This is a genomic window from Streptomyces smyrnaeus (genome assembly GCF_017676345.1).
Lineage (GTDB): Bacteria > Actinomycetota > Actinomycetes > Streptomycetales > Streptomycetaceae > Streptomyces > Streptomyces smyrnaeus.
This window is the reverse complement of sequence record NZ_JAFFZM010000010.1, coordinates 58,481-78,289: the sequence shown is the minus strand read 5'-3', so window position 1 is coordinate 78,289 and position 19,809 is coordinate 58,481. Positions and strand designations below refer to the sequence as shown.

General features: G+C 71.8%; 22 protein-coding genes and 1 pseudogene. 16 read left to right on the top strand and 7 right to left on the bottom strand.

All coding sequences use genetic code 11. The annotated features are described in order from the left end of the window. Positions 1–130: 130 nt before the first annotated feature. Both JW613_RS17840 and JW613_RS17835 read right to left on the bottom strand, forming a co-directional pair. Entirely contained in the window at positions 131–862 is a 732-nt protein-coding gene (locus tag JW613_RS17840) for a dienelactone hydrolase family protein (RefSeq protein ID WP_209211813.1), read from the bottom strand. Between the two features lie 246 nt (positions 863–1,108). Then, the gene (locus tag JW613_RS17835; RefSeq protein ID WP_209211948.1) at positions 1,109–2,044 is read right to left on the bottom strand and encodes an NAD(P)-dependent oxidoreductase; all 936 of its coding nucleotides are present in this window, start codon (positions 2,042–2,044) and stop codon (positions 1,109–1,111) included. 179 nt (positions 2,045–2,223) lie between these two features. Between JW613_RS17835 and JW613_RS17830 the strand changes: the two genes are divergently transcribed. Both JW613_RS17830 and JW613_RS17825 read left to right on the top strand, forming a co-directional pair. After that, positions 2,224–2,553: a winged helix-turn-helix transcriptional regulator gene (locus JW613_RS17830; RefSeq protein WP_209211812.1), complete on the top strand. Its 330-nt coding sequence runs from the start codon at positions 2,224–2,226 to the stop codon at positions 2,551–2,553. Positions 2,554–2,621: 68 nt separating this feature from the next. Then, the gene (locus JW613_RS17825) at positions 2,622–3,170 is read left to right on the top strand and encodes a GNAT family N-acetyltransferase (RefSeq protein WP_209211811.1); all 549 of its coding nucleotides are present in this window, start codon (positions 2,622–2,624) and stop codon (positions 3,168–3,170) included. A 5-nt stretch (positions 3,171–3,175) separates the two neighbouring features. On the opposite strand, the gene JW613_RS17820 is transcribed toward JW613_RS17825, so the two are convergent. Then, entirely contained in the window at positions 3,176–4,018 is an 843-nt protein-coding gene (locus JW613_RS17820) for an aminotransferase class IV family protein (RefSeq protein WP_209211810.1), read from the bottom strand. Between the two features lie 63 nt (positions 4,019–4,081). On the opposite strand from JW613_RS17820, the gene JW613_RS17815 reads away from it, so the two are divergent. Then, on the top strand, positions 4,082–4,435 hold the full coding sequence (locus JW613_RS17815; protein WP_209211809.1) for a MerR family transcriptional regulator: 354 nt from the start codon (positions 4,082–4,084) through the stop codon (positions 4,433–4,435). A 45-nt stretch (positions 4,436–4,480) separates the two neighbouring features. Here the strand turns inward: JW613_RS17815 and JW613_RS17810 are convergent, their stop codons facing one another. Both JW613_RS17810 and JW613_RS17805 read right to left on the bottom strand, forming a co-directional pair. Continuing rightward, on the bottom strand, positions 4,481–4,942 hold the full coding sequence (locus tag JW613_RS17810) for a TIGR03618 family F420-dependent PPOX class oxidoreductase (RefSeq protein WP_209211808.1): 462 nt from the start codon (positions 4,940–4,942) through the stop codon (positions 4,481–4,483). Positions 4,943–5,016: 74 nt separating this feature from the next. Next, positions 5,017–6,545: pseudogene (locus JW613_RS17805) on the bottom strand (MFS transporter). Between the two features lie 119 nt (positions 6,546–6,664). On the opposite strand from JW613_RS17805, the gene JW613_RS17800 reads away from it, so the two are divergent. The 3 genes from JW613_RS17800 (at position 6,665) to JW613_RS17790 (ending at position 8,399) form a co-directional block, all read left to right on the top strand. Further along, positions 6,665–7,156 carry a MarR family winged helix-turn-helix transcriptional regulator gene (locus JW613_RS17800; RefSeq protein WP_209211807.1) on the top strand — a complete coding sequence of 164 codons (492 nt, stop codon included), beginning with the start codon at positions 6,665–6,667 and terminating at the stop codon, positions 7,154–7,156. A gap of 155 nt (positions 7,157–7,311) precedes the next feature. After that, a complete protein-coding gene (locus tag JW613_RS17795; RefSeq protein ID WP_209211806.1) occupies positions 7,312–7,617 on the top strand; it encodes an acylphosphatase in 306 nt (101 codons plus the stop codon). After that, on the top strand, positions 7,614–8,399 hold the full coding sequence (locus JW613_RS17790; protein ID WP_209211805.1) for a Mut7-C RNAse domain-containing protein: 786 nt from the start codon (positions 7,614–7,616) through the stop codon (positions 8,397–8,399). Before JW613_RS17795 ends, JW613_RS17790 begins: the two co-directional genes overlap by 4 nt. A gap of 26 nt (positions 8,400–8,425) precedes the next feature. Here the strand turns inward: JW613_RS17790 and JW613_RS17785 are convergent, their stop codons facing one another. Beyond that, the gene (locus JW613_RS17785; protein ID WP_209211804.1) at positions 8,426–8,860 is read right to left on the bottom strand and encodes a protein-tyrosine phosphatase family protein; all 435 of its coding nucleotides are present in this window, start codon (positions 8,858–8,860) and stop codon (positions 8,426–8,428) included. A gap of 221 nt (positions 8,861–9,081) precedes the next feature. On the opposite strand from JW613_RS17785, the gene JW613_RS17780 reads away from it, so the two are divergent. Then, positions 9,082–9,612 (top strand): SRPBCC family protein, encoded by a 531-nt coding sequence (locus tag JW613_RS17780; RefSeq protein WP_209211803.1) that lies wholly within the window; start codon positions 9,082–9,084, stop codon positions 9,610–9,612. A 55-nt stretch (positions 9,613–9,667) separates the two neighbouring features. Here JW613_RS17780 and JW613_RS17775 read toward each other — a convergent pair whose 3' ends face one another. After that, positions 9,668–10,801, bottom strand: a complete 1,134-nt coding sequence (locus tag JW613_RS17775; RefSeq protein ID WP_209211802.1) for an MFS transporter — start codon at positions 10,799–10,801, stop codon at positions 9,668–9,670. A 311-nt stretch (positions 10,802–11,112) separates the two neighbouring features. Here JW613_RS17775 and JW613_RS17770 point away from each other — a divergent pair, with 311 nt between their 5' ends. From JW613_RS17770 to JW613_RS17735, 9 genes are all read left to right on the top strand, one after another. Beyond that, on the top strand, positions 11,113–12,960 hold the full coding sequence (locus tag JW613_RS17770) for an ABC-ATPase domain-containing protein (protein ID WP_209211801.1): 1,848 nt from the start codon (positions 11,113–11,115) through the stop codon (positions 12,958–12,960). A 74-nt stretch (positions 12,961–13,034) separates the two neighbouring features. Continuing rightward, complete coding sequence (locus tag JW613_RS17765) at positions 13,035–13,610, top strand: GNAT family N-acetyltransferase (protein WP_209211800.1); 576 nt, start codon at positions 13,035–13,037, stop codon at positions 13,608–13,610. Positions 13,611–13,807: 197 nt separating this feature from the next. Beyond that, positions 13,808–13,891 carry a putative leader peptide gene (locus JW613_RS36805; RefSeq protein WP_344569275.1) on the top strand — a complete coding sequence of 28 codons (84 nt, stop codon included), beginning with the start codon at positions 13,808–13,810 and terminating at the stop codon, positions 13,889–13,891. A 233-nt stretch (positions 13,892–14,124) separates the two neighbouring features. Then, positions 14,125–15,849, top strand: coding sequence for a nitrite/sulfite reductase (locus tag JW613_RS17760; RefSeq protein WP_245225884.1), 1,725 nt, complete (start codon positions 14,125–14,127; stop codon positions 15,847–15,849). After that, positions 15,846–16,028, top strand: coding sequence for a hypothetical protein (locus JW613_RS17755; RefSeq protein WP_209211799.1), 183 nt, complete (start codon positions 15,846–15,848; stop codon positions 16,026–16,028). Before JW613_RS17760 ends, JW613_RS17755 begins: the two co-directional genes overlap by 4 nt. After that, complete coding sequence (locus JW613_RS17750; protein ID WP_099884946.1) at positions 16,028–16,744, top strand: phosphoadenylyl-sulfate reductase; 717 nt, start codon at positions 16,028–16,030, stop codon at positions 16,742–16,744. Before JW613_RS17755 ends, JW613_RS17750 begins: the two co-directional genes overlap by 1 nt. 52 nt (positions 16,745–16,796) lie before the next feature. Beyond that, positions 16,797–17,339: an adenylyl-sulfate kinase gene (gene cysC / locus JW613_RS17745; RefSeq protein ID WP_209211798.1), complete on the top strand. Its 543-nt coding sequence runs from the start codon at positions 16,797–16,799 to the stop codon at positions 17,337–17,339. Further along, the gene (gene cysD, locus JW613_RS17740) at positions 17,336–18,271 is read left to right on the top strand and encodes a sulfate adenylyltransferase subunit CysD (protein ID WP_209211797.1); all 936 of its coding nucleotides are present in this window, start codon (positions 17,336–17,338) and stop codon (positions 18,269–18,271) included. Before cysC ends, cysD begins: the two co-directional genes overlap by 4 nt. Before the next feature lie 3 nt (positions 18,272–18,274). After that, a complete protein-coding gene (locus JW613_RS17735; protein ID WP_209211796.1) occupies positions 18,275–19,681 on the top strand; it encodes a sulfate adenylyltransferase subunit 1 in 1,407 nt (468 codons plus the stop codon). The last annotated feature ends 128 nt before the right edge of the window (positions 19,682–19,809 follow it).

Genomic DNA, 19,809 nt, shown 5'->3' with positions numbered 1-19,809 from the left:
CACGTGCTGCCCCTCATCCCCGTCGGTCTGTCGGACCTGAACGCTGTCGGCCGCACCCGGCAGGTTTCGGTGAACGCGCCGATCCGGAACCGGGTCCGGATCGGCGCGTCACGGAGCACGTGCGGCGGATTCAGCCGAGGTGCCGGGCGAAGAACCTCAGTGTGCTTTCCAGCTCGAATCCCGGGATCTCCCCGTGCTTGCCGGGGTTGGCGTGCAACGTCTTCTCGGTCGAGGCCAAGGCGTCGAAGAGTGACAAGCTCTGATCCCGCGGCACCCGCTCGTCGTCCCACTGCACCAGGAACTCCACCGGGACGGTGATCCGCGCGGCGGCCTCAGCCTGGCCAAGCACCCCGCCCAAGCCCAGTACCGCCGCGCGTACCCGTGGTTCGGCAGCGACGAAGGGAATGCCGAGTCCGCATCCCAGCGAGACCCCCCAGTAGCCCACCGGACCGGCGCCGACATGATCGAGTTGCTGGACCGCGTCCAGGACTTCGCGCCATTCCGGCACGGTCCGGCGGGCCACCAGCGCCTGGAAGTCGGCCATCAACTGGGCCAACTCTTCACCGGCTTCCACGCGAGCCTGGTTCTCGGTCGCGATCCGGTCGTATTCCTCGACCTTCGGCCGATCGCCGTGGGCGGGCACGTCGACCGCCACGACAGCGAAACCGCATTCGGTCACGAAGCGGCGTGCACGAGCAAGGATGCCGGGAGCCTGCTTGTGCTGGCCGCCACCGTGTCCCATCAGGACGAGCGGACGCGTGCCGACGGAATCCTCCGGCGTCCACAACACGCCAGGAATCTCGCCGAGAGTGAAGAGCTGTTCGCGGACGCCGTCGAACGACGTCTCAGAGATGAAGCGCATAGCGATTCGTGCCTTTCGGGATGCCTTTGCGGGCGCTCCCTAGGCCATGCGGGGGAGGGAGGCCCGACCTGTCGAAGCGTTGATCGGTCTCACCTCCTCAGTTCGCAGCAGCGCACGGCGGCTGGAACGTATCACGACGGCAACCACCGGGCCAGACAGGTACGCAAGGGTGAGTGGGGGGGGGGAGCGCGGGGACTGCGCGACCGACAGGGCATCGCGCCCCACTCCGAGCTGGAGCTGAACCATCTACGCCAAGGCGGTGGCCGCCACCTCCCCCTCGACGGAATGGAGCTGTCCGGTGTGCCCAGGGTTCTTGAGGATTTCTGTCAGGGCAGAGATGCTGTGGTCGCCGTGGCCGGCTTCGACCGCTCGCTCCAGCAGGTCGTGGAAGGGCTTGTGCCAACTCATGTCGAGGCTCGCTTCCTTGCCGAGTTCCTCGTCATGGGCAGCTCCGGCCAGGAACAGGTTCACGGAGGAGGCGGGCTTGCTGTAATCGCCGCTGTCGATCTCCTCGGCGAATACCGGCAGTACCGAGTTGATCATTTCGAACCATTTGACGCTGAACCGAACCATCGAGGCCGCCGTGAGGCCACGGGCCTGCATTGCTGCCGCGCCCTGGAAGAAACCGACGAGCGCGGGCAGCAGGGTGCCGCCCACCGCCATTTCGTACAGGGCGGCGAGGTCGGAGTCGGCCCCGAGGTAGACGGTGTCGCCACCCAGCACCCGCAGCGTCGAAGCGAACTCCTCGAAGACGCTGTTGTCGCCGCCGTAGTACAGGAGGGTGTTCTCGGCGCCCACAGCGGACGGCACGTTCTTGATCGCTCCACCGAGGTAGCGTGCTCCGTGCCCGAGCGCCCACTCGGCCAGCTGCCGGGCCCCGGCCGGTGAACCGCTGTTCAGGGTCACCAGGGCTCGCCCCTTGAGCCGGGCAGCGGCCGGTTCGAGGGCCTCCATCGTGTTTTCATACGTCGTCAGGCAGGCGATGATCAGCGGACTGGCCGCAAGCGCCTCATCCATCGTGTGCGCGTGAACGGCACCGTTGGACACGAGCGGCGTGGCCTTCGACGGGGTCCTGTTCCAGACGGTGGTCGGATGTCCGGCGTCGATGAACGCCTCAGCCAGTGCGCTGCCCATCGAGCCCAGCCCGACGACGGTCACGGGAGTGCGGTGCTGCCCTGTCATTCGTTGCTCCTGCCTGAGACGGAATTTTGCGAGCGCCTGAAACGACACCGAAGGAAGCCCATTTGCGCGGAATTGCCGCGAGCCCGGTGCGATGCCTGCTCCATGCTGTGGGTGCACCAACGCATCTGCAAGTACCTACAATTCTGTCCGGTACTCACATTTTTGTTAGGGGAATGCTGATGAAGAGGCGGAGCTATACCTGCGGGCTGGACGCTGCCATCGACGTCATGGGAGGGAAATGGAAGGGGCTGATCCTCTTCTGGCTCGAAGAAAAACCGCTGCGATTCGGCGAGTTGCGTCGGACAGTGTCCGGTATCAGTGAGCGGATGTTGATCCTGCAACTGCGGGAACTGGAGGCCAGTGGCCTGGTGCACCGCGAGGTCCATCACCAGGTCCCGCCGAAGGTGGAGTACTCGCTGACCGACTTCGGTCACTCGCTCATCGCCGCTCTCGCCCCACTCGGCCAGTGGGGCGAGGAACACATGGAGCGTCTTGAGGCCCTCCCGTGAGCCGGGCACGGCAGCCGCCGGGAGGTAATTCCATCGCCGCCCGGTCAATGGGCCGTTAGGTTGGCGCGGTGACAGAGAAGACAGAGCTGCGAACCGACCGTCTGCTGCTGCGCGGATGGCGGGAGAGCGATCTCGCGCCATGGGCGGCGATGAACGCCGACCCCGAGGTGCGCAGGTACTTTCCGGGCGTCCTCACCCAGGAGGAGAGCGACGCGTCTGTGGCCCGTTTCCAGCGGGACCTGCAGACGCGGGGCTGGGGATGGTGGGCGGTCGAGGTCCGGGAGACCGGCGAGTTCGTCGGGTTCACCGGGCTGGACCCGGTGGAGGACGAGTTGCCGGTCACCGGGGTGGAGGCGGGGTGGCGGCTGGCCCGCTCGGCCTGGGGCCGGGGCTATGCGACCGAAGCGGGCCGGGCGGTACTGGAGTTCGGCTTCGACTCGCTCGACCTCCCGGAGATCGTGGCGATCACCACCGCCACCAATCTGCCCTCCCAGGCGGTGATGCGGCGCCTGGGCATGACCCGCGATCCGGCCGACGACTTCGACGATCCCACCGTGCCACCGGGTCCGCTGCGGCCCAGCGTGGTCTATCGGCGGTCCCGTCCGCTCTCAGGGTGACACTCTCAGGGCGAGGTGAGAGGTTCGGCCTGGTGCGCCCGGTGCAGCAGATCCAGGAAGGACGGTGCGGCGGGCAGGGCCACCGCACCGATGCGGTGCACGGCGACGCCCGGGGTCCAGGAGTTCATGACCACGGCCCCGGCCAGCGCGGGCAGGTCGTCGAGGGTGATTTCCCGGTCGTGCTGGGGAATGCCGAGGCGGTCCAGTTGGCGGCGGACCGTCTGCATCATGGTCCCGCCGAGCATCGCGGCCGTGGGCCAGACGACCGCCTCGCCGTCCCAGAAGGCCAAATTCCAGATCGTGGCCTCGCTGAACCGGCCACGCCGGTCGACGAAAGCGGCGTCGTCGAAGCCCTCGCCCACGGCCTGCCGGAGGTAGTAGGTCTTGGCCACCTCGCCGACGTGCTTCACCTGGGGAAGGACGCGCTCGTACTCGACGGTGCCCAGGGACAGCGGTCCCGTCGGCCCGGAGGCGGGCGGCCCGGTGCGGACGAGGACGGAGAGATCCGCCTCCGGCCCGGCGGTGAACTCGCCGCCGGGCGCGTAGACGGTCGCCGTCAGGGAAACGTCCGCCGGCCCGCTCTGCAGCGCCGTCCGCAGATGCGACCGGATCAGGTCGTCCGGCAGCGCCCGGCCGAACAGTTCGGTGGAGGCCGCCCGCAGCCGTGCCAGATGGAGGTCGAGCCCCCGCACCTGGTGGTCCCGTACCTGCATGGCGGTGAAGTGGGCGTAGCCCGCGAAGGCGAGCGGGGCCAGGTCCTCGGCGGTGGCGGTCCGCCCGTCGCGCTGGGCGACGTAGGGGGCCGGTCGGGTGCGCCCCTCGGGGGCGTTCGTGGAATGTGCGTTCATGCGGCGAGGTTAAGGTCTGACACCGATGTGAAGGTCAACACGAGAAGGGCAGGTCGCAGGCACATGCTGATCGGGGAGTTGTCCCGGCGCACCGGAGCCAGCACCCGGATGCTGCGCTACTACGAGGCGCAGGGGCTGCTGACCGCCGAGCGCGGGCCGAACGGCTACCGCGACTACGCCGAGGACGCGGTGGTTACCGTGCAGCAGATCCGCTCCCTGCTGCGGGCGGGCCTGTCCACCGAAGTCATCCGCTCGGTGCTGCCCTGTGCCCGGGGCGAACAGCCGGCCATCCACTGGTGTGCGGAGCTGCGTGCCGTCTTGAACGGTGAGTTGGAGGCGATGGACGAGCAGATCGACGCTCTCCAGCGCAGCCGCGGCACCCTCGCCGATCTCCTGGCTCCCTCGAACGCCTCCTGAGCCGGGAGCCGGAGGGGTCCGAGGGACGGGACCGGTCGGTGCGGGTCAGTCGGCGGCTGCTGCGACGTCGAGGGCGGTGCCGTACAGCCGTGCGACGTGGAGACGGATGACCACCCGCTCCTCCTCGACCGCCTCGGCCAAGAACGCCTCCTCGTCCCCAGGGGTGGCGAAGGGACCGGCCATGGCGGCGAGTTCCCGGCCGACCGCGTCACCGGGGGCGGCGGTGGGCTCGGACACCTCCGCTTCCCCTTCGGCGACCGCGTATGTCCACACGTCCTTGCTCACATGCAGCGCAGCATGCGGGTCGGCGCGGAAGTGGCGGGGCTTGAGGCGGGTGCGCGTCGTGGAGATCCGCAGGACGCTTTCCGTCCCGTCCCAGCGGTACAGCACCGTGGTCAGATGCGGATGACCGCTCTTGCGGACGCTGGCCAGCACGCCGAACTGCTGCTCGGCGAGGAGGCGGTGGAGTTCGGGTGCGGTGAGCGGGCGGGGAGCCGGACCGGACATGGAGGATTCCTTCGGGTCGGAGGGGAGCGGGTCGAAGTGGCGGGGGCGGAGGGCGGCGGGGCCGCAGACGGTGGTCAGCCCGCGGAACGCGGTGCGGAGGCCGCCGCCGGGTCCGTGGCGATCGCCGGGTCCGGGGATGTCGCCGCGCCTGCCGGGATGCGGGGCTTGCGGAGCGTCACGGTGGCGACGACGAGCGCGGCGACGAGCAGTCCGGTCCCGGCGGCGAAGGCCGCGTGGTAGCCACCGGTCAGTGCCGCGTTGCGGGAGCTGCCGGAGGCGGTGAGGGCATCGGTACGGGCTGCTGCCAGGGTGGAGAGCGTCGCCACGCCGAGGGCCATACCGATCTGCTGCGTGGTGTTGAACAGGCCGGAGGCCAGCCCCGCGTCGCGGGCGCCCGCGCCGGACATTCCCAGCGCGGTGAGGGCGGGCAGCGCGAGGCCGAAGCCCGCCGCGAGCAGCATCACGGGCAGCAGGTCGGTGGTGTAGTGGGCGCGCTCGGGCAGCCGGGTCAGCAGGCCGAGCACGCCGATCAGCAGCGCGAGGCCGGTCAGGAGCACCGCGCGCTCCCCGTACCGCGCGATCAGCCGGGCGGAGACACCGAGTGACACCAGGCCGATGACCAGGGCGGCCGGCAGCATGGCGGCACCGGTGCGCGCGGCGCCGTAGCCCAGTACTCCCTGCAGATAGAGGGCCACCAGCACCTGGAAGGAGTACAGCGCCGCGACCATCAGCATCTGCACGAGGTTCGCGGCGGCCACGGTACGGGAGCGCAGGATGCGCAGCGGCATCAGCGGTGTCCGGGCTCGGGACTGGCGGACGAAGAAGCCGGTGACGAGAGCCGCGCCCAGGAGCACGGGCCCGACGGTGTGCGACCAGCTCCAGCCGTGCGTGGTGGTGTTGATCACGCCGTAGATCCCCGTCATGAGGCCGCCGGTGACCAGGAGGGCGCCCCAGGCGTCGGCTCCGGCCCGCAGACCGAGGCCCTGATCGGACGGGAGCGCCGGCAGGGCGAGCGCGATGACGGCCGCGCCGATGGGCAGATTGATGAAGAAGATCCAGTGCCAGGTGAGCACATCGGTCAGTACACCGCCGAGGACCTGCCCGATGGAGGCACCGGCGGCACCGGTGAAGCTGAACACGGCGATGGCGCGGGCCCTCTCCCGGGAGCCCGGATACAGCGTGACGAGGATGCCCAGCCCCACGGCAGCCGCCATGGCGCTGCCGACGCCCTGCAGGAAGCGGGCGGCGAGCAGCACGGCGGGGGTGGTGGCGACCCCGGCCAGCAGCGAGGCCGCGGTGAAGACGCCGGTGCCGGCCAGGAACATCCTCCCCCAACCTCCGGCCGGGGGCGCCCCCAGCGGCCGATCAGGTCGCCGAGCCGGCCGGCGAGCAGCAGCAGGCTCCCGAAGGCGATGAGGTAGGCGTTGACGACCCAACTCAGCTGCGAGGAGCTGAAGTCGAGGTCCTGCTGGATGGCCGGCATCGCCACGGTGACGATGGAGCCGTCGAGAATGATCATCAGGGTCCCGGCGGCGATGACGCCGAGAGCGAGCGAGCGCGGACGTCTGGCGCTGGAGCCGTTTTCAGCAGGTATGGCGGGCATGTCGGCCTCTCTGGTCGCACAGCGAGTGAAGGAACGGGGTGGTGCGATGACGAGACCGTAGCAGATAGTTTCGTTGCAGACGATATTTTTCGGAAGCACTCCCCGGTAAACTGGCCACCATGACCGCCATGACGCCACCGACCCGCACCCAGCCGGACCTCTCCTACCTGCTGGACCACACCAGTCATGTGCTGCGCACCCAGATAGCGGCAGCGCTCGCCGAGATCGGGCTGACCGCACGGATGCACTGCGTCCTGGTGCACGCGCTGGAGCGGGAGTGCACCCAGAGCGAACTCGCCGAGATCGGCGACATGGACAAGACCACGATGGTGGTCACCGTCGATGCCCTGGAGAAGGCCGGGCTCGCCGAGCGCCGCCCCTCCAGCACCGATCGCCGGGCACGGATCATCGCGGTCACCGAGGAGGGAGCGCGGACTGCCGAGCGCAGCCAGCGCATCGTGGACGAGGTGCACGAACAGGCGCTGGGCGCACTGCCGGAGGGCGACCGCAAGACGTTTCTGCGGCTGCTCGACCATCTGGCCACCGGCCACCTCAGCAGCCCCACCCCCTCCCCCACTCCGGCCCGCCGGGCACGGCAGAGCAGCCGATGACCCGGCACGGCCATGACCGGGTCGGCGCCGCCACCGGCGGCGGCGCCACCGGCCGGGGCATTCGCCGGGGGTGCCCGGCAACGGCCTTCGCGCGACCATGGAGCGCGAGCACTCATGGGACGAGGAGCCAACCACGGGACGGCTGAGGTGAACCGATGACGGCGACGGCGACATCCAAGCGCGTGATCGTGACCGGACAGGTGCAGGGGGTCTTCTACCGGGACACCTGTCGGCAGACAGCCGCAGCGCACGGCGTCCGGGGCTGGGTGCGCAATCTGCCCGACGGCAGCGTGGAGGCCGTGTTCGAGGGAGAGCCGCAAGCCGTCGACGCGCTGGTGGAGTGGGCGCACGAGGGGCCGCCCGCGGCGTTCGTCGACGAGGTGCGGGTGACCGAGCAGGAGCCGCAGGGGCACGACACCTTCCAGGTACGGGCCACCGCGCCGCCGGGGAACGGAGGATGACCGGCCCCCAGGCCCACGGCGGCGAGGCCGCCCTCCACGTGCACGTCCCCGCCGAACTGCGCCTCTTCCTGCCCTCACGGCAGCGCCGCCGAGCCGCCGCGGAGGACCCGCACGGTGTGTCCTGCCCGTACGACGGCACCTCCTCGCTCGGACACGTCGTGCAGTCGCTCGGCGTTCCGCTGACGGAAGTGTCCGAGCTGCGGGTCGACGGCGTGGCCGCTCCGGACTCCCACCGCCCGCCGGACGGTGCCCACCTCACGCTGACCCCGATGCCCCGCCCGCAGCCGCTGCCGCCGTCCGCGCCCACGCCGCCCCGGTTCCTGCTCGACGTACACCTGGGAGCGCTGGCCCGCCGCCTGCGGCTGCTCGGCGTGGACACCGCCTACCGCAACGACGCGGACGACGCGGAACTGGTGCGGCAGGCCAACGCCGAGCGACGCATCCTGCTGACCCAGGACCGCGGACTGCTGCGCCGACGGACCCTGTGGCTGGGGGCCTATGTGCGGGGCAGCCGACCGGACGACCAGGTCACCGACGTGCTCGCCCGCTTCGCGCCGCCGCTGCACCCCTGGACGCGCTGCCCCGCGTGCAACGGGACGCTGGCGGCCGTCGCCAAGGAACAGATCGCGGATCAGCTGCCGCCCGGGACACGGCGTACGTACCAGACCTTCACCCGGTGCGTCGCATGCGGACGCCTCTACTGGGCGGGAGCGCACCACGCCCGGCTGACGGCCCGGGTCGAAGCGGCACGGCGCGCGTCCGAGGGCGAGGGACCTAGGTAGGCAGCTCTGCCCCCTACGCCCCCGCCCTACGCCGGCTGGAAGCGGGCCACATAGCGGCGCTGCCAGGGCGTCTCCACCGCACGGCGCGAGTAGTGCGTACGGACGTAGTCGACCGCCTCGCCCGGCGGTACTCCGTCCAGGACCGCCAGGCAGGCCAGGGCCGTGCCCGTACGGCCCTGGCCGCCGCCGCAGGCGACCTCCACCCGCTCGGACGCGGCGCGCTCCCACACCTGGTGCAGGGCCTCACATGCCTCGGCCCGGTCGCTCGGCAACCGGAAGTCGGGCCAGCGCAGCCAGCGGTACTCCCAGTCGAGAGGGGACGGCGGGCGGCCCAGCAGATAAAGGCCGAAGTGCGGTTCGGGGCCGGGCGGCAGGGGGTGGCGCATCCCCCGGCCGCGGACGAGCCGGCCGGACGGCAGGCGCAGCACCCCCGTCTCGTCGCGTTCCCAGGTGGCGGACATGCGGCGAGCCTAGCCCGCTCCCCGGCCCGGCGCGGGTCGTTCCGGAAGAGCTCCGGGAGCCCCCGCGAAGCAAGGCCCCGAAGACCCCGAAGGCCCCGAATGTTCCGACGGCCCCGTCCCACCCGTACGGACCCGCTCGGGGAGCGGACGCAGCCACCGGGCAGGAGACTCGGCGGGACGGCAGCCCAGGGCAGCCGGCCGGCGAAAGGCGTGGACGTGGCATGAACGTGGAGCTGGGGATCTTCGTGGAACGGGACGGGCTGCCCGCCGTACGGCTGGAGCGCCCGTTCGCCGTGGGCGCTGAGGAGGTGTGGCGGGCGCTGACGGAACCGAACCGGATGGCGGCGTGGTTCCCCTCGCCGACCGTGCACATCGAGCCGATGGTGGGCGGGCGCGTCGACTTCGCCGGCGACCCGTACGCGGAGGACCACTCCGGCACGGTCCTGGAGTACGACCCGCCGCGGCGGCTGGGCTACACCTGGGGCGACGACGAGCTCCTGTTCGAGATCGGCCGGCGCGGCGAGGGCTGCGTACTGGCCCTCACCGATGTGCTGGAGGGCCGCGAGGCCGCCGCCCGCAACGCGGCGGGCTGGGACGTGTGCCTCGACGAGTTGGCCAAGCTCCTCAGCGGCGGCACCCCCTCCGGCCCGCACGACGGCACCGCCACCGACTGGCAGGCCCGCTACGACGCGTACGTCGCCGCCGGTATGCCGTCGGGCGCCCCGCTGCCCGACGGCGGCGACCCGGGCTGAGACGGCGGGGACGGACGACAGGTGGGGGACGGCGAGCGGCAAGGGCGCGTGCGGGTCACCGCCAGCGGCGGGCCACGTACAGCGTCCAGCAGGTCAGGGCGGCGCACAGGACGCCGCCGGCGGCGAAGACGGTGGCGTGCCTGCCCTCCTCCAGCAGCGAGGTGGTCAACGCCACCGTCGCGGAGCTGGCCAGTATGGCGGAGGCGGAGAAGAGCGACGCGGCGCGGGCCCGGGCCGGGGCGGGCAGCAGTCGGGGCAGCCAGGTCTGCAGCGTGGTGTGGAGATAGCTCCACGCCGTGCCCAACAGCGCGGCGCACACCATCAGTACAGCCGTGCCGGGCACCAGGGCGGCCAGCAGCGCCCCCGCGACACCCGTCGAACCGCCGGTGGCCAGCAGCTTCCTGGGGCCCCAGACCCGCGCGTGCCGGCGCAGCACGAACGTGCTCGACAGCACGCCGAGGGCGTAGCTGACCAGTACGGCGGAGGTCGACGCCTGCCCGCCGGTGGTGGCCAGCGCGGGCGCGAGGAGGGCGGGCAGCCCGAGCATCACGGCGCCTTCGGCGGCGCCGAGTCCGAGCACGGTCGCGTACGCGGCCACGGGCCGTCCGGTCGCAGGGCCCGGGACCTCGTCGGGGGCCCGGTCCCGCCGCGGGGGCGCGGGGCCGGGGCGGGCGGCCTGGATACGGCAGACCGTCACCGCGGTGAGGACGGCGATGACGGCGAACGCGGGCCGCCAGGAGCCGCAGCGCAGCACGGTGTCCGCGAGTACGGGCGAGGCGATGGCGCTCGCCGCGGTGACGGTGGTGAGGGTGGCAAACGCGCGTTGTCTGGTCTGCGCGGGGCGCAGCGACTCGTAGTACAGGGAGACCGAGGGGGTGACGGTGGCGAAGCCCGCGCCGGCCGCCGTACGCAGGACGATCCACCAGGCGGGTCCCGGGCACAGCGCCGAGCCCACGGACGCGGCTGCCGCCACCAGCAGTCCGGTGCGCAGACTGCGCCCGGGCCCGTAGCGGTCGGCCAGCCAGCCCCACAGGGGCAGCGCGAGCCCCTGGCCGAGGGAGTAGGCGGCGAGGCCCGTGGTGACGGTGCCGATGTCGGTGTGCCAGGCCGTCGCGAGGGCGGCGAGCAGGGGGGCGGCCAGGTGCCAGTCGGCGTTGCCGAGGGCGGCTGCCCAGCGCAGCGCTGACATGGTGCCCCCTCTCTCCTGGTTTTCCCGGTGGTCGGCCGGGCGTCGCCCCGGTGGTCGGCCAGGACGCGGTCGGCTCGCCTGCGGCGAACCCCATGGGACGAGAGAATATGGGCGATTTCCCCAAGAAGATGGCCTGTGCTGGAATTTGACCCCTTCTGGGGACTCGGTCAGCATTCCCTCGCGGAACCGACTTCCACGGCCGGGTCCGTACCGGGCCGAACCACCGGCGGAGTTTCGGGGCAGTCGGTTCGGCACCGTATCGTCGGGTTCCGCGCACCACCCGACCGACAACAGAAAGGCAGGCGAGCGGCGTGCGGGAGCAGTCCTCGGGAGCCGGCGGGCAGCGGCGCGGCGGCGGGCGGCCCTACGGGCGCGGCGGCCACGGAGGGCCGCGCGGCGGGCACCGGCCGCGTGGACACGGCGGCCCGCCGCGCGAGCACCCCGGCCGCTCCGCGTACGACGAGCACCGTCCGCGCCCCGTGCGCACCGGGCTGGCGGCGGAGCTGCGGGCGCTGGAGGGCGCGCAGTACGGGCGGTACAAGGGGTTGGTCGGGCGCTGGGAGATGCCCGGCGGGGAGCTGCTGGAGCTGGTGCGCGGGCAGTCCGACCCGTACGCGCCGCCCGCCCGGGTCGCCCTCCACGTACCGGCACAGCTCGCCGCGCTGCCGGCCGAGCTGTGGCGCACCGCGACCCGGCGCCGCGCACTCTCCTCCTACCTGGTGCGGCAGGCCGCGCGCACGGTGCGCGGCGAGAAGGCGCTGCGGGTGGACGCGGGCGGGCAGGAGGTGCTGGAGCGCAGCTCGTGCACCGTCAGCGGCGAGGACGGCTCGGTCACCCTGCGGCTGGGTGCCGCGCTGCCGGGCCACGGACGGCGGATCGACGGGCGGGAGGCCGAGCGGCTGCTGTGCCGGGTGCTGCCCCGGGTGGTCGAACAGGCCCTGCGCTACGCGGTGTTGGACGCGGCCGAGGTCCGGCGCTTCGTCGAGACGGTCGAGGACTCGGTGACGCTGCGGGACGTGCTGCCGGGCCTGGGGCTGGTGGGGTTCGTCGCCGACGGCGCGGTGCTGCCGCGCCGCAGCGGCGTGGACGACCGGCCGGCCACCGGTGGCGGTGTGGTGCCGTTCGCCTCCCCCGACCAGCTGCGGGTGACGGTCGAGCTGCCGCACGCGGGCACGGTGACCGGCATGGGGGTGCCGGAGGGCGTGAACCTCGTCGTCGGCGGCGGCTTCCACGGCAAGTCGACGCTGCTGCGCGCGCTGGAGACCGGCATCTGGGACCATGTGCCGGGCGACGGGCGCGAGCTGGTCGTCTCACGGAACGAGACGGTGAAGCTGCGCGCCGAGGACGGCCGCCGGGTCGAGCGGGTCGATGTGCACGCGTTCGTCGACCATCTGCCGGACGGTTCGGACACCTGCGACTTCTCCACCGAGAACGCCTCCGGCTCCACCTCGCAGGCCGCCTCACTGTGCGAGGCCGTGGAGGCGGGGGCCCGGGTGCTGCTGATCGACGAGGACACCGCGGCGACGAACCTGATGATCCGGGACGCCAGGATGCAGTCGCTGGTGGCCAAGGACCGCGAACCGCTGACCCCGCTGGTGGACACCATCCGCTCGCTCCACCGCGACCACGGCGTCTCCACGGTGCTGGTGATGGGCGGCTCCGGGGACTATCTGGAGGTCGCCGACCGGGTGGTGATGATGGACGCCTACCGCCCCTCGGACGTCACCGCGCGGGCGCACGAGCTCGCGGCGGTGCCCACCGGGCGGCACGCCGAGGCGGAGTCGTTCCCCGGCGTCGTCGCACGGGTGCCCGACCCCTCGTCGCTGGACGCCGAGGTACGCGGGCGCTCCCGCATCCGGGCGCGGGGCGAGGACGTGCTCTCCTTCGGCGACCACGAGGTGGATCTGCGCGCCGTCGAGCAGATCGCCGACCCGCGCCAGGTCACCGGGATCGGCCTGGCCCTGGAGCTGATGGTGCGGCGCGGGCTGCTGGACGGGCGGCGGACCCTCGGCGAGGCCCTCGATCTGCTGGACGAGCTGCTGGCGGACGGCCCCACGGGCCCGCTGCTCAGCATTCGGGACGAGGATTTCGCCGCGCCCCGGCGCTTCGAGACGGCCGCCGCGATCAACCGGGTCAGAGGGCTGCGGATGCTCCGCTGAGGAGACCCGGGCGGGCGCGGAGCCGGGCGGGGGCCCGGCCGAGCGGGGAGGAGCGGGCGTGGTTGGCTGTCCCCATGAGCGCGACCGTGGACGTCACCACCTGGTACCTGGAACAGACCTCGGCTGCGGACCTGGCGCCCGCGCGGGTACCCGGCCACGACGCCGGGGTCGGTGTCGCGCGCGCCGAGGTGCCCAGCCCGGAGTTCAGCCGGTTCCTGTACGCCTCGGTCGGCGCGGACAACACCTGGATCGACCGGCTGCCGTGGACGTACGACCAGTGGCAGCGCTTCTTGGACCGCCCGGGCGTCGAGACGTGGGTCGCCTACGAACGGGGCACCCCCGCCGGGTTCGTCGAACTGGACGGCGCGAGCGAGCCGGGGTCGGTGGAGATCAGCTACTTCGGACTGCTGCCCGCCTTCCGCGGCCGGGGCATCGGCGGCCATCTGCTCTCCTACGGCACGGCACGCGCCTGGGACCTGGCCGAACGCCGGGAGGGCCACCCGGCAACACGGCGCGTGTGGTTGCACACCTGTTCTCTGGACGGTCGCCACGCGCGGGCCAACTATGAACGGCGCGGGTTCCGCGTGTACCGCACGGAGACGAAGCAGGAGCCGCGGGTGCCCCCGCCGGGCCCCTGGCCGGGTGCCTGAGACGGGACGGCGCCCGAAGGGGCGCGGGGAACGGCGCGCTCAGCCCAGCACCCGGCCGCACACGGAGGACGCCACAAGCCCCCGCGGCGGGACCCCGACCGCGGCAACACAAGAGGGCATCTCACAAGGTGAGCGACATCTGTCCGCCATGCGGACATCAGTGGACTGACGTCAGACGCGCGTGCGACGCTTCCGTCATGTCTCGCGCTGGAATCGCCTTGGTGAGTCGACGTCACGTCGACCTCGTTCGCGTGTCCAGCGCCATCTGTCCGGCGAGCTGACAGTCACAGCACCGCCGTTCTGACACCCCCCTCCTGACGTCCTCCGACGCCGACCCGGTATCGCCGAACCGCAGCCGCCGCCCTCACCGTCGCGGGCGAGCCGCCCGGAAGCGGTGCCGAAACCCCTGCGTACGGGCGCCTCGACCGCTCTTGACGAGACCGGACCGCCCGGCGCACCCCGACCGCACCCGCCCGACGTGTGCCCGCGCCCCCTGCCCGAAGGATCTCCCGCCATGGCCGACACCTCCGAGCGCCCCTCCCCCAAGCTCTCCGAGCAGGGGGTGCCCCCAGCCCCCGCCCGCCGTAAGGCGGGACGCCACCGCGGCGAAGGGCAGTGGGCCGCTGGTCACTTCACGCCGCTCAACGGCAACGAGCAGACCAAGAAGGACGACGATGGTCTCAATGTGCGGACGCGCATTGAGACGATTTACGCTCATCGCGGTTTCGAGTCCATCGACGGCGCCGACCTGCGCGGCCGGATGCGCTGGTGGGGCCTCTACACCCAGCGCAAGCCCGGTATCAGCGGCGGCAAGACCGCCGTACTGGAGCCGGAGGAGCTGGACGACGAGTACTTCATGCTCCGCGTCCGCATCGACGGCGGACGGCTGACCACCGGGCAGCTGCGGGTCATCGGGGACATCTCCCAGGAGTTCGCCCGCGGCACCGCCGACATCACCGACCGGCAGAACGTGCAGTTCCACTGGATCCGCATCGAGGACATGCCGGAGATCTGGCGGCGGCTGGAGGGCGTCGGGCTGTCCACCACCGAAGCCTGCGGCGACACCCCCCGCGTGATCCTCGGCTCGCCCGTCGCGGGCATCGCGGCCGACGAGATCATCGACGGCACCCCCGCCATCGAGGAGATCAACCGCCGCGTCGTCGGCAACCCCGCCTACTCCAACCTGCCCCGCAAGTTCAAGACGGCCGTCTCCGGCTCGCCCCTGCTGGATGTCGCGCACGAGATCAACGACGTGGCGTTCGTCGGCGTGGAACACCCCGAGCACGGGCCCGGCTTCGACGTGTGGGTCGGCGGCGCGCTGTCCACCAACCCCAAGCTGGGCGTGCGGCTGGGCGCCTGGGTGCCGCTGGAGGAGGTCGCCGACGTCCACGAGGGCGTCACCGGCATCTTCCGCGACTACGGCTACCGGCGGCTGCGCAACCGCGCCCGGCTGAAGTTCCTGGTCGCCGACTGGGGCCCGGACAAGTTCCGGCAGGTGCTGGAGGACGAGTACCTGCTGCGCAAGATGATCGACGGCCCGGCACCCGCGCAGCCCGCCCAGCAGTGGCGCGACCACATCGGCGTGCACGAGCAGAAGGACGGCCGCTACTACGTGGGCTTCGCCCCGCGGGTGGGCCGGATCGACGGTGCGACCCTCAGCAAGATCGCCGACCTGGCCGAGGCCCACGGGTCGGGGCGGGTGCGCACCACCGTCGAGCAGAAGATGCTGGTGCTCGACGTCGAGCAGGACCAGGTCGAGTCGCTGGCCGAGGGCCTGGAGGCACTCGACCTGACCACCCGGCCCTCCGTCTTCCGGCGCGGGACGATGGCGTGCACCGGCATCGAGTTCTGCAAGCTGGCCATCGTGGAGACCAAGGGCCGCGGCTCCTGGCTGATCGACGAACTGGAGCGCAGGCTCCCCGGCTTCGACCAGCCCGTCACCATCAACCTCAACGGCTGCCCCAACTCCTGCGCCCGCATCCAGGTCGCGGACATCGGGCTGAAGGGCCAGCTGGTCACCGACGCCGACGGCAACCAGGTCGAGGGCTACCAGGTGCACCTGGGCGGCTCGTTGGGCATGGAGCCCGGCTTCGGCCGCAAGGTGCGCGGGCTGAAGGTGACCGCCCAGCAGCTTCCCGACTACATCGAACGCGTGCTGCGCGCCTTCCAGGCCCAGCGCGAGGACGGCGAACGGTTCGCCCAGTGGGCGGCACGGGCGGCGGAGAGTGATCTCAAGTGAGTGAGAGGGCCGCACCGTTCTACTGCCCGTACTGCGGGGACGAGGATCTGCGCCCCAGTGAGGAAGGTCCCGGGGCGTGGGAGTGCTCCGCCTGCAACCGGGCGTTCCGGCTGAAGTTCCTCGGGCTGCTCGCCTCCGGGCTGCGCCCGGCACACTCCGATGGAGAGGAACCCCTCTGATGAGCACCGCGCACATAGCCCGGCAGCGCTCTGCCGACCAGCTGCGTTCGCTGGCCGAACAGGCGGGCCGCGACTTCGAGGAGGCCGACGCGCTGGAGGTACTGCGCTGGGCCGCCGACACCTTCGGGCACCGGTTCTGCGTGACCTCCTCCATGGAGGACGCCGTGGTCGCGCATCTGGCCTCCCGCGTCTTCCCCGGCGTACGCGTCGTCTTCCTCGACACCGGCTACCACTTCCCCGAGACCATCGGCACCCGCGACGCGGTCAAGGCCGTCATGGACGTCGAGGTCATCACCCTCACCCCCCGCCGGTCGGTCGCCCAGCAGGACGCGGAGCACGGCCCCAGGCTGCACGACCGCGACCCCGATCTGTGCTGCGCGCTGCGCAAGGTGCAGCCGCTGGAGGAGGGACTGCGCGACTACGACGCCTGGGCCACGGGCCTGCGCCGCGAGGAATCCCCGACCCGGGCGAACACCCCGGTGGTCGGCTGGGACGAGAAGCGGCAGAAGGTCAAGGTCTCCCCCATCGCCCGCTGGACCCAGCAGGACGTGGACGAGTACGTCGCCGAGCACGGCGTACTGACCAATCCGCTGCTGTCCGACGGTTACGCCTCCATCGGCTGCGCCCCCTGCACCCGCCGGGTGCTGGCGGGCGAGGACGCACGCGCCGGGCGCTGGGCAGGCCGCGGCAAGACCGAGTGCGGGCTGCACCAGTGACAACGGGGGTATCAGGGACAAAGCGACCGAACCAGACGAGCAGGGGAGACCGATGAGCGGAGCACGCGGCGCCACGGTATGGCTGACCGGCCTGCCCAGCGCGGGCAAGACGACGATCGCCACGGCGCTCGCCGAGCGGCTGCGCGGCGAGGGACGCCGGGTCGAGGTACTGGACGGCGACGAGATCCGCACCTTCCTCTCCGCCGGACTCGGCTTCTCCCGTACCGACCGGGACACCAACGTGCAGCGCATCGGCTTCGTCTCCGAACTGCTGGCCTCGCACGGGGTGATCACGCTGGTACCGGTCATCGCACCGTACGCCGACAGCCGGGAGGCGGTGCGCAAGCGGCACATGGCCGAGGGCACGCCCTACCTGGAGGTGCACGTGGCCACACCGGTCGAGGTGTGCTCGCAGCGCGATGTGAAGGGCCTGTACGCCAAGCAGGCCACCGGCGAACTGACGGGACTGACGGGTGTCGACGACCCGTACGAGGAGCCGGCCGACCCGGACCTGCGCCTGGAGACACACGGACGTGACGTGGCCGAATCGGCCGGCACGCTGCACACCTTGCTGAAGGAGAGGGGACTGCTATGACCACGGCGGTGACCGCGCCGGAGGAGATCGACAACCCCTTCGCGCTGACCCACCTGGACGCGCTGGAGTCGGAGGCGGTGCACATCTTCCGCGAGGTCGCGGGAGAGTTCGAGCGCCCGGTGATCCTCTTCTCCGGCGGCAAGGACTCGATCGTCATGCTGCACCTGGCGCTGAAGGCCTTCGCCCCGGCGCCGCTGCCCTTCGGGCTGCTGCACGTGGACACCGGGCACAACTTCCCCGAGGTGCTGCGCTTCCGGGACGAGACGGTGGCCGAGCACGGACTGCGGCTGTACGTCGCCTCGGTGCAGGACTACATCGACGCGGGCACCCTGCGCGAGCGCCCGGACGGCACCCGTAACCCGCTGCAGACGCTGCCGCTGCTGGAGGCCATCAACGAGCACCGCTTCGACGCGGTCTTCGGCGGCGGACGCCGGGACGAGGAGAAGGCCCGGGCCAAGGAGCGCGTCTTCTCGCTGCGCGACGAGTTCGGCGGCTGGGACCCCCGCAGGCAGCGCCCCGAGCTGTGGCAGCTCTACAACGGGCGGCACGCTCCCGGCGAGCATGTGCGGGTCTTCCCGCTGTCCAACTGGACCGAGCTGGACGTGTGGCAGTACATCGCGCGGGAGAAGATCGAACTCCCCTCGATCTACTACGCGCACGAGCGGGAGGTCTTCTCCCGCTCGGGGATGTGGCTCGCCCCCGGCGAGTGGGGCGGCCCCAAGGACGAGGAGCGGGTGGAGACCCGACTGGTGCGCTACCGCACCGTCGGCGACATGTCCTGCACCGGCGCCGTGGACTCCGACGCGGACACGGTGGAGAAGGTGATCGCCGAGATCGCGGCCTCCCGGCTGACCGAGCGCGGCGCCACCCGGGCCGACGACAAGCTCTCCGAGGCCGCGATGGAAGACCGCAAGCGGGAAGGCTACTTCTAGACGATGAGCACCACAGCCGGAACAGCTCAGGCCGCCGAAGCGCTGGCGGCCACCTCACTGCTGCGGTTCGCCACCGCCGGAAGCGTCGACGACGGGAAGTCCACCCTGGTGGGCCGCCTGCTGCACGACTCCAAGTCGGTGCTGACCGACCAGCTGGAGGCGGTCTCCCGGGCCTCGCAGGCACGCGGCCAGGAAGCACCCGACCTGGCGCTGCTCACCGACGGGCTGCGCGCCGAGCGCGAGCAGGGCATCACCATCGACGTGGCCTACCGCTACTTCGCCACCCCCAGGCGCCGGTTCATCCTGGCCGACACCCCGGGGCATGTGCAGTACACCCGGAACATGGTCACCGGCGCCTCCACCGCCGAGCTGGCCGTCGTCCTGGTCGACGCCCGCAACGGCGTGGTCGAGCAGACCCGCCGGCACGCCGCCGTCGCCGCGCTGCTGCGCGTCCCGCACGTGGTGCTCGCCGTCAACAAGATGGACCTGGTCGACTACGCCGAGGAGACGTTCGCGCGGATCGCGGGCGAGTTCTCCGACTACGCCACCTCCCTGGGCGTGCCCGAGGTGACCGCCGTCCCGATCTCCGCGCTGGAGGGCGACAACGTGGTGACGCCCTCCGCGCACATGGACTGGTACAGCGGGCCGACCGTCCTGGAACACCTGGAGACGGTCGCGGTCACCCACGACCCCACCGACGACCCGGCCCGCTTCCCCGTCCAGTACGTCATCCGCCCGCCCGTCACCCGCCCCCGCCCGCACAACGACGCGCTTCGCGCGGCCCCTTCTGCTCAGACCGCCGAGCACCGCGACTACCGGGGCTACGCCGGCCAGTTGGCTTCCGGCGTACTGCGCGTCGGCGACCGCGTCACCGTCCACCCCTCCGGCCGCTCCAGCACCATCGAGGCGATCGACGCGCTGGGGGAATCGGTGGACGTGGCCTGGGCACCCCAGTCGGTCACCGTCCGGCTCGCCGACGACCTGGACATCTCACGCGGTGACCTGATCGCCCCGGCCGAAGCATCGGTGCGGCCCAGCCAGGATCTGACCGCGACCGTCTGCCATCTGCACGACCGGCCGCTGCGGCCCGGCGACCGGGTGCTGCTCAAGCACACCACCCGCACCGTCAAGGCCATCGTCAAGGAGATCCCCTCCCGGCTGACCCTGGACGACCTCTCCCACCACCCGGCGCCCGGAGAACTGGCCGCCAACGACATCGGCCGCGTCGTGCTGCGCACCGCCGAGCCGCTGCCCGTCGACCCGTACGCGAGCTCGCGGCGCACCGGCTCCTTCCTGCTGATCGACCCGGCCGACGGCTCCACTCTGACGGCCGGAATGGCCGGCGAGGCGTTCGCCGGCGCCCGGACGGCTTCCGTGGCGGCGCCCGACGACGACGGCTGGGACTTCTGAACCATGGGCATCCGCATCCCGGGAGAGGCCTTCTCCACCTTCGACCAGACCGGTGGCCGCATCGGCAGCGGCGCACGCGGCAGCGGCCAGGGCGGAGTCGGGCGATGTGGGCGGTGACGAGCGTAGGT

Bases quoted from the DNA above. Each gene is read 5' to 3' on its own strand.
- JW613_RS17840 (WP_209211813.1), bottom strand. From the start codon at position 862: ATGCGCTTCATCTCTGAGACGTCGTTCGACGGCGTCCGCGAACAGCTC.
- JW613_RS17835 (WP_209211948.1), bottom strand. From the start codon at position 2,044: ATGACAGGGCAGCACCGCACTCCCGTGACCGTCGTCGGGCTGGGCTCG.
- JW613_RS17830 (WP_209211812.1), top strand. From the start codon at position 2,224: ATGAAGAGGCGGAGCTATACCTGCGGGCTGGACGCTGCCATCGACGTC.
- JW613_RS17820 (WP_209211810.1), bottom strand. From the start codon at position 4,018: ATGAACGCACATTCCACGAACGCCCCCGAGGGGCGCACCCGACCGGCC.
- JW613_RS17815 (WP_209211809.1), top strand. From the start codon at position 4,082: ATGCTGATCGGGGAGTTGTCCCGGCGCACCGGAGCCAGCACCCGGATG.
- JW613_RS17810 (WP_209211808.1), bottom strand. From the start codon at position 4,942: ATGTCCGGTCCGGCTCCCCGCCCGCTCACCGCACCCGAACTCCACCGC.
- JW613_RS17800 (WP_209211807.1), top strand. From the start codon at position 6,665: ATGACCGCCATGACGCCACCGACCCGCACCCAGCCGGACCTCTCCTAC.
- JW613_RS17795 (WP_209211806.1), top strand. From the start codon at position 7,312: ATGACGGCGACGGCGACATCCAAGCGCGTGATCGTGACCGGACAGGTG.
- JW613_RS17790 (WP_209211805.1), top strand. From the start codon at position 7,614: ATGACCGGCCCCCAGGCCCACGGCGGCGAGGCCGCCCTCCACGTGCAC.
- JW613_RS17785 (WP_209211804.1), bottom strand. From the start codon at position 8,860: ATGTCCGCCACCTGGGAACGCGACGAGACGGGGGTGCTGCGCCTGCCG.
- JW613_RS17780 (WP_209211803.1), top strand. From the start codon at position 9,082: ATGAACGTGGAGCTGGGGATCTTCGTGGAACGGGACGGGCTGCCCGCC.
- JW613_RS17775 (WP_209211802.1), bottom strand. From the start codon at position 10,801: ATGTCAGCGCTGCGCTGGGCAGCCGCCCTCGGCAACGCCGACTGGCAC.
- JW613_RS17765 (WP_209211800.1), top strand. From the start codon at position 13,035: ATGAGCGCGACCGTGGACGTCACCACCTGGTACCTGGAACAGACCTCG.
- JW613_RS36805 (WP_344569275.1), top strand. From the start codon at position 13,808: ATGTCTCGCGCTGGAATCGCCTTGGTGAGTCGACGTCACGTCGACCTC.
- JW613_RS17760 (WP_245225884.1), top strand. From the start codon at position 14,125: ATGGCCGACACCTCCGAGCGCCCCTCCCCCAAGCTCTCCGAGCAGGGG.
- JW613_RS17750 (WP_099884946.1), top strand. From the start codon at position 16,028: ATGAGCACCGCGCACATAGCCCGGCAGCGCTCTGCCGACCAGCTGCGT.
- cysC (WP_209211798.1), top strand. From the start codon at position 16,797: ATGAGCGGAGCACGCGGCGCCACGGTATGGCTGACCGGCCTGCCCAGC.
- cysD (WP_209211797.1), top strand. From the start codon at position 17,336: ATGACCACGGCGGTGACCGCGCCGGAGGAGATCGACAACCCCTTCGCG.
- JW613_RS17735 (WP_209211796.1), top strand. From the start codon at position 18,275: ATGAGCACCACAGCCGGAACAGCTCAGGCCGCCGAAGCGCTGGCGGCC.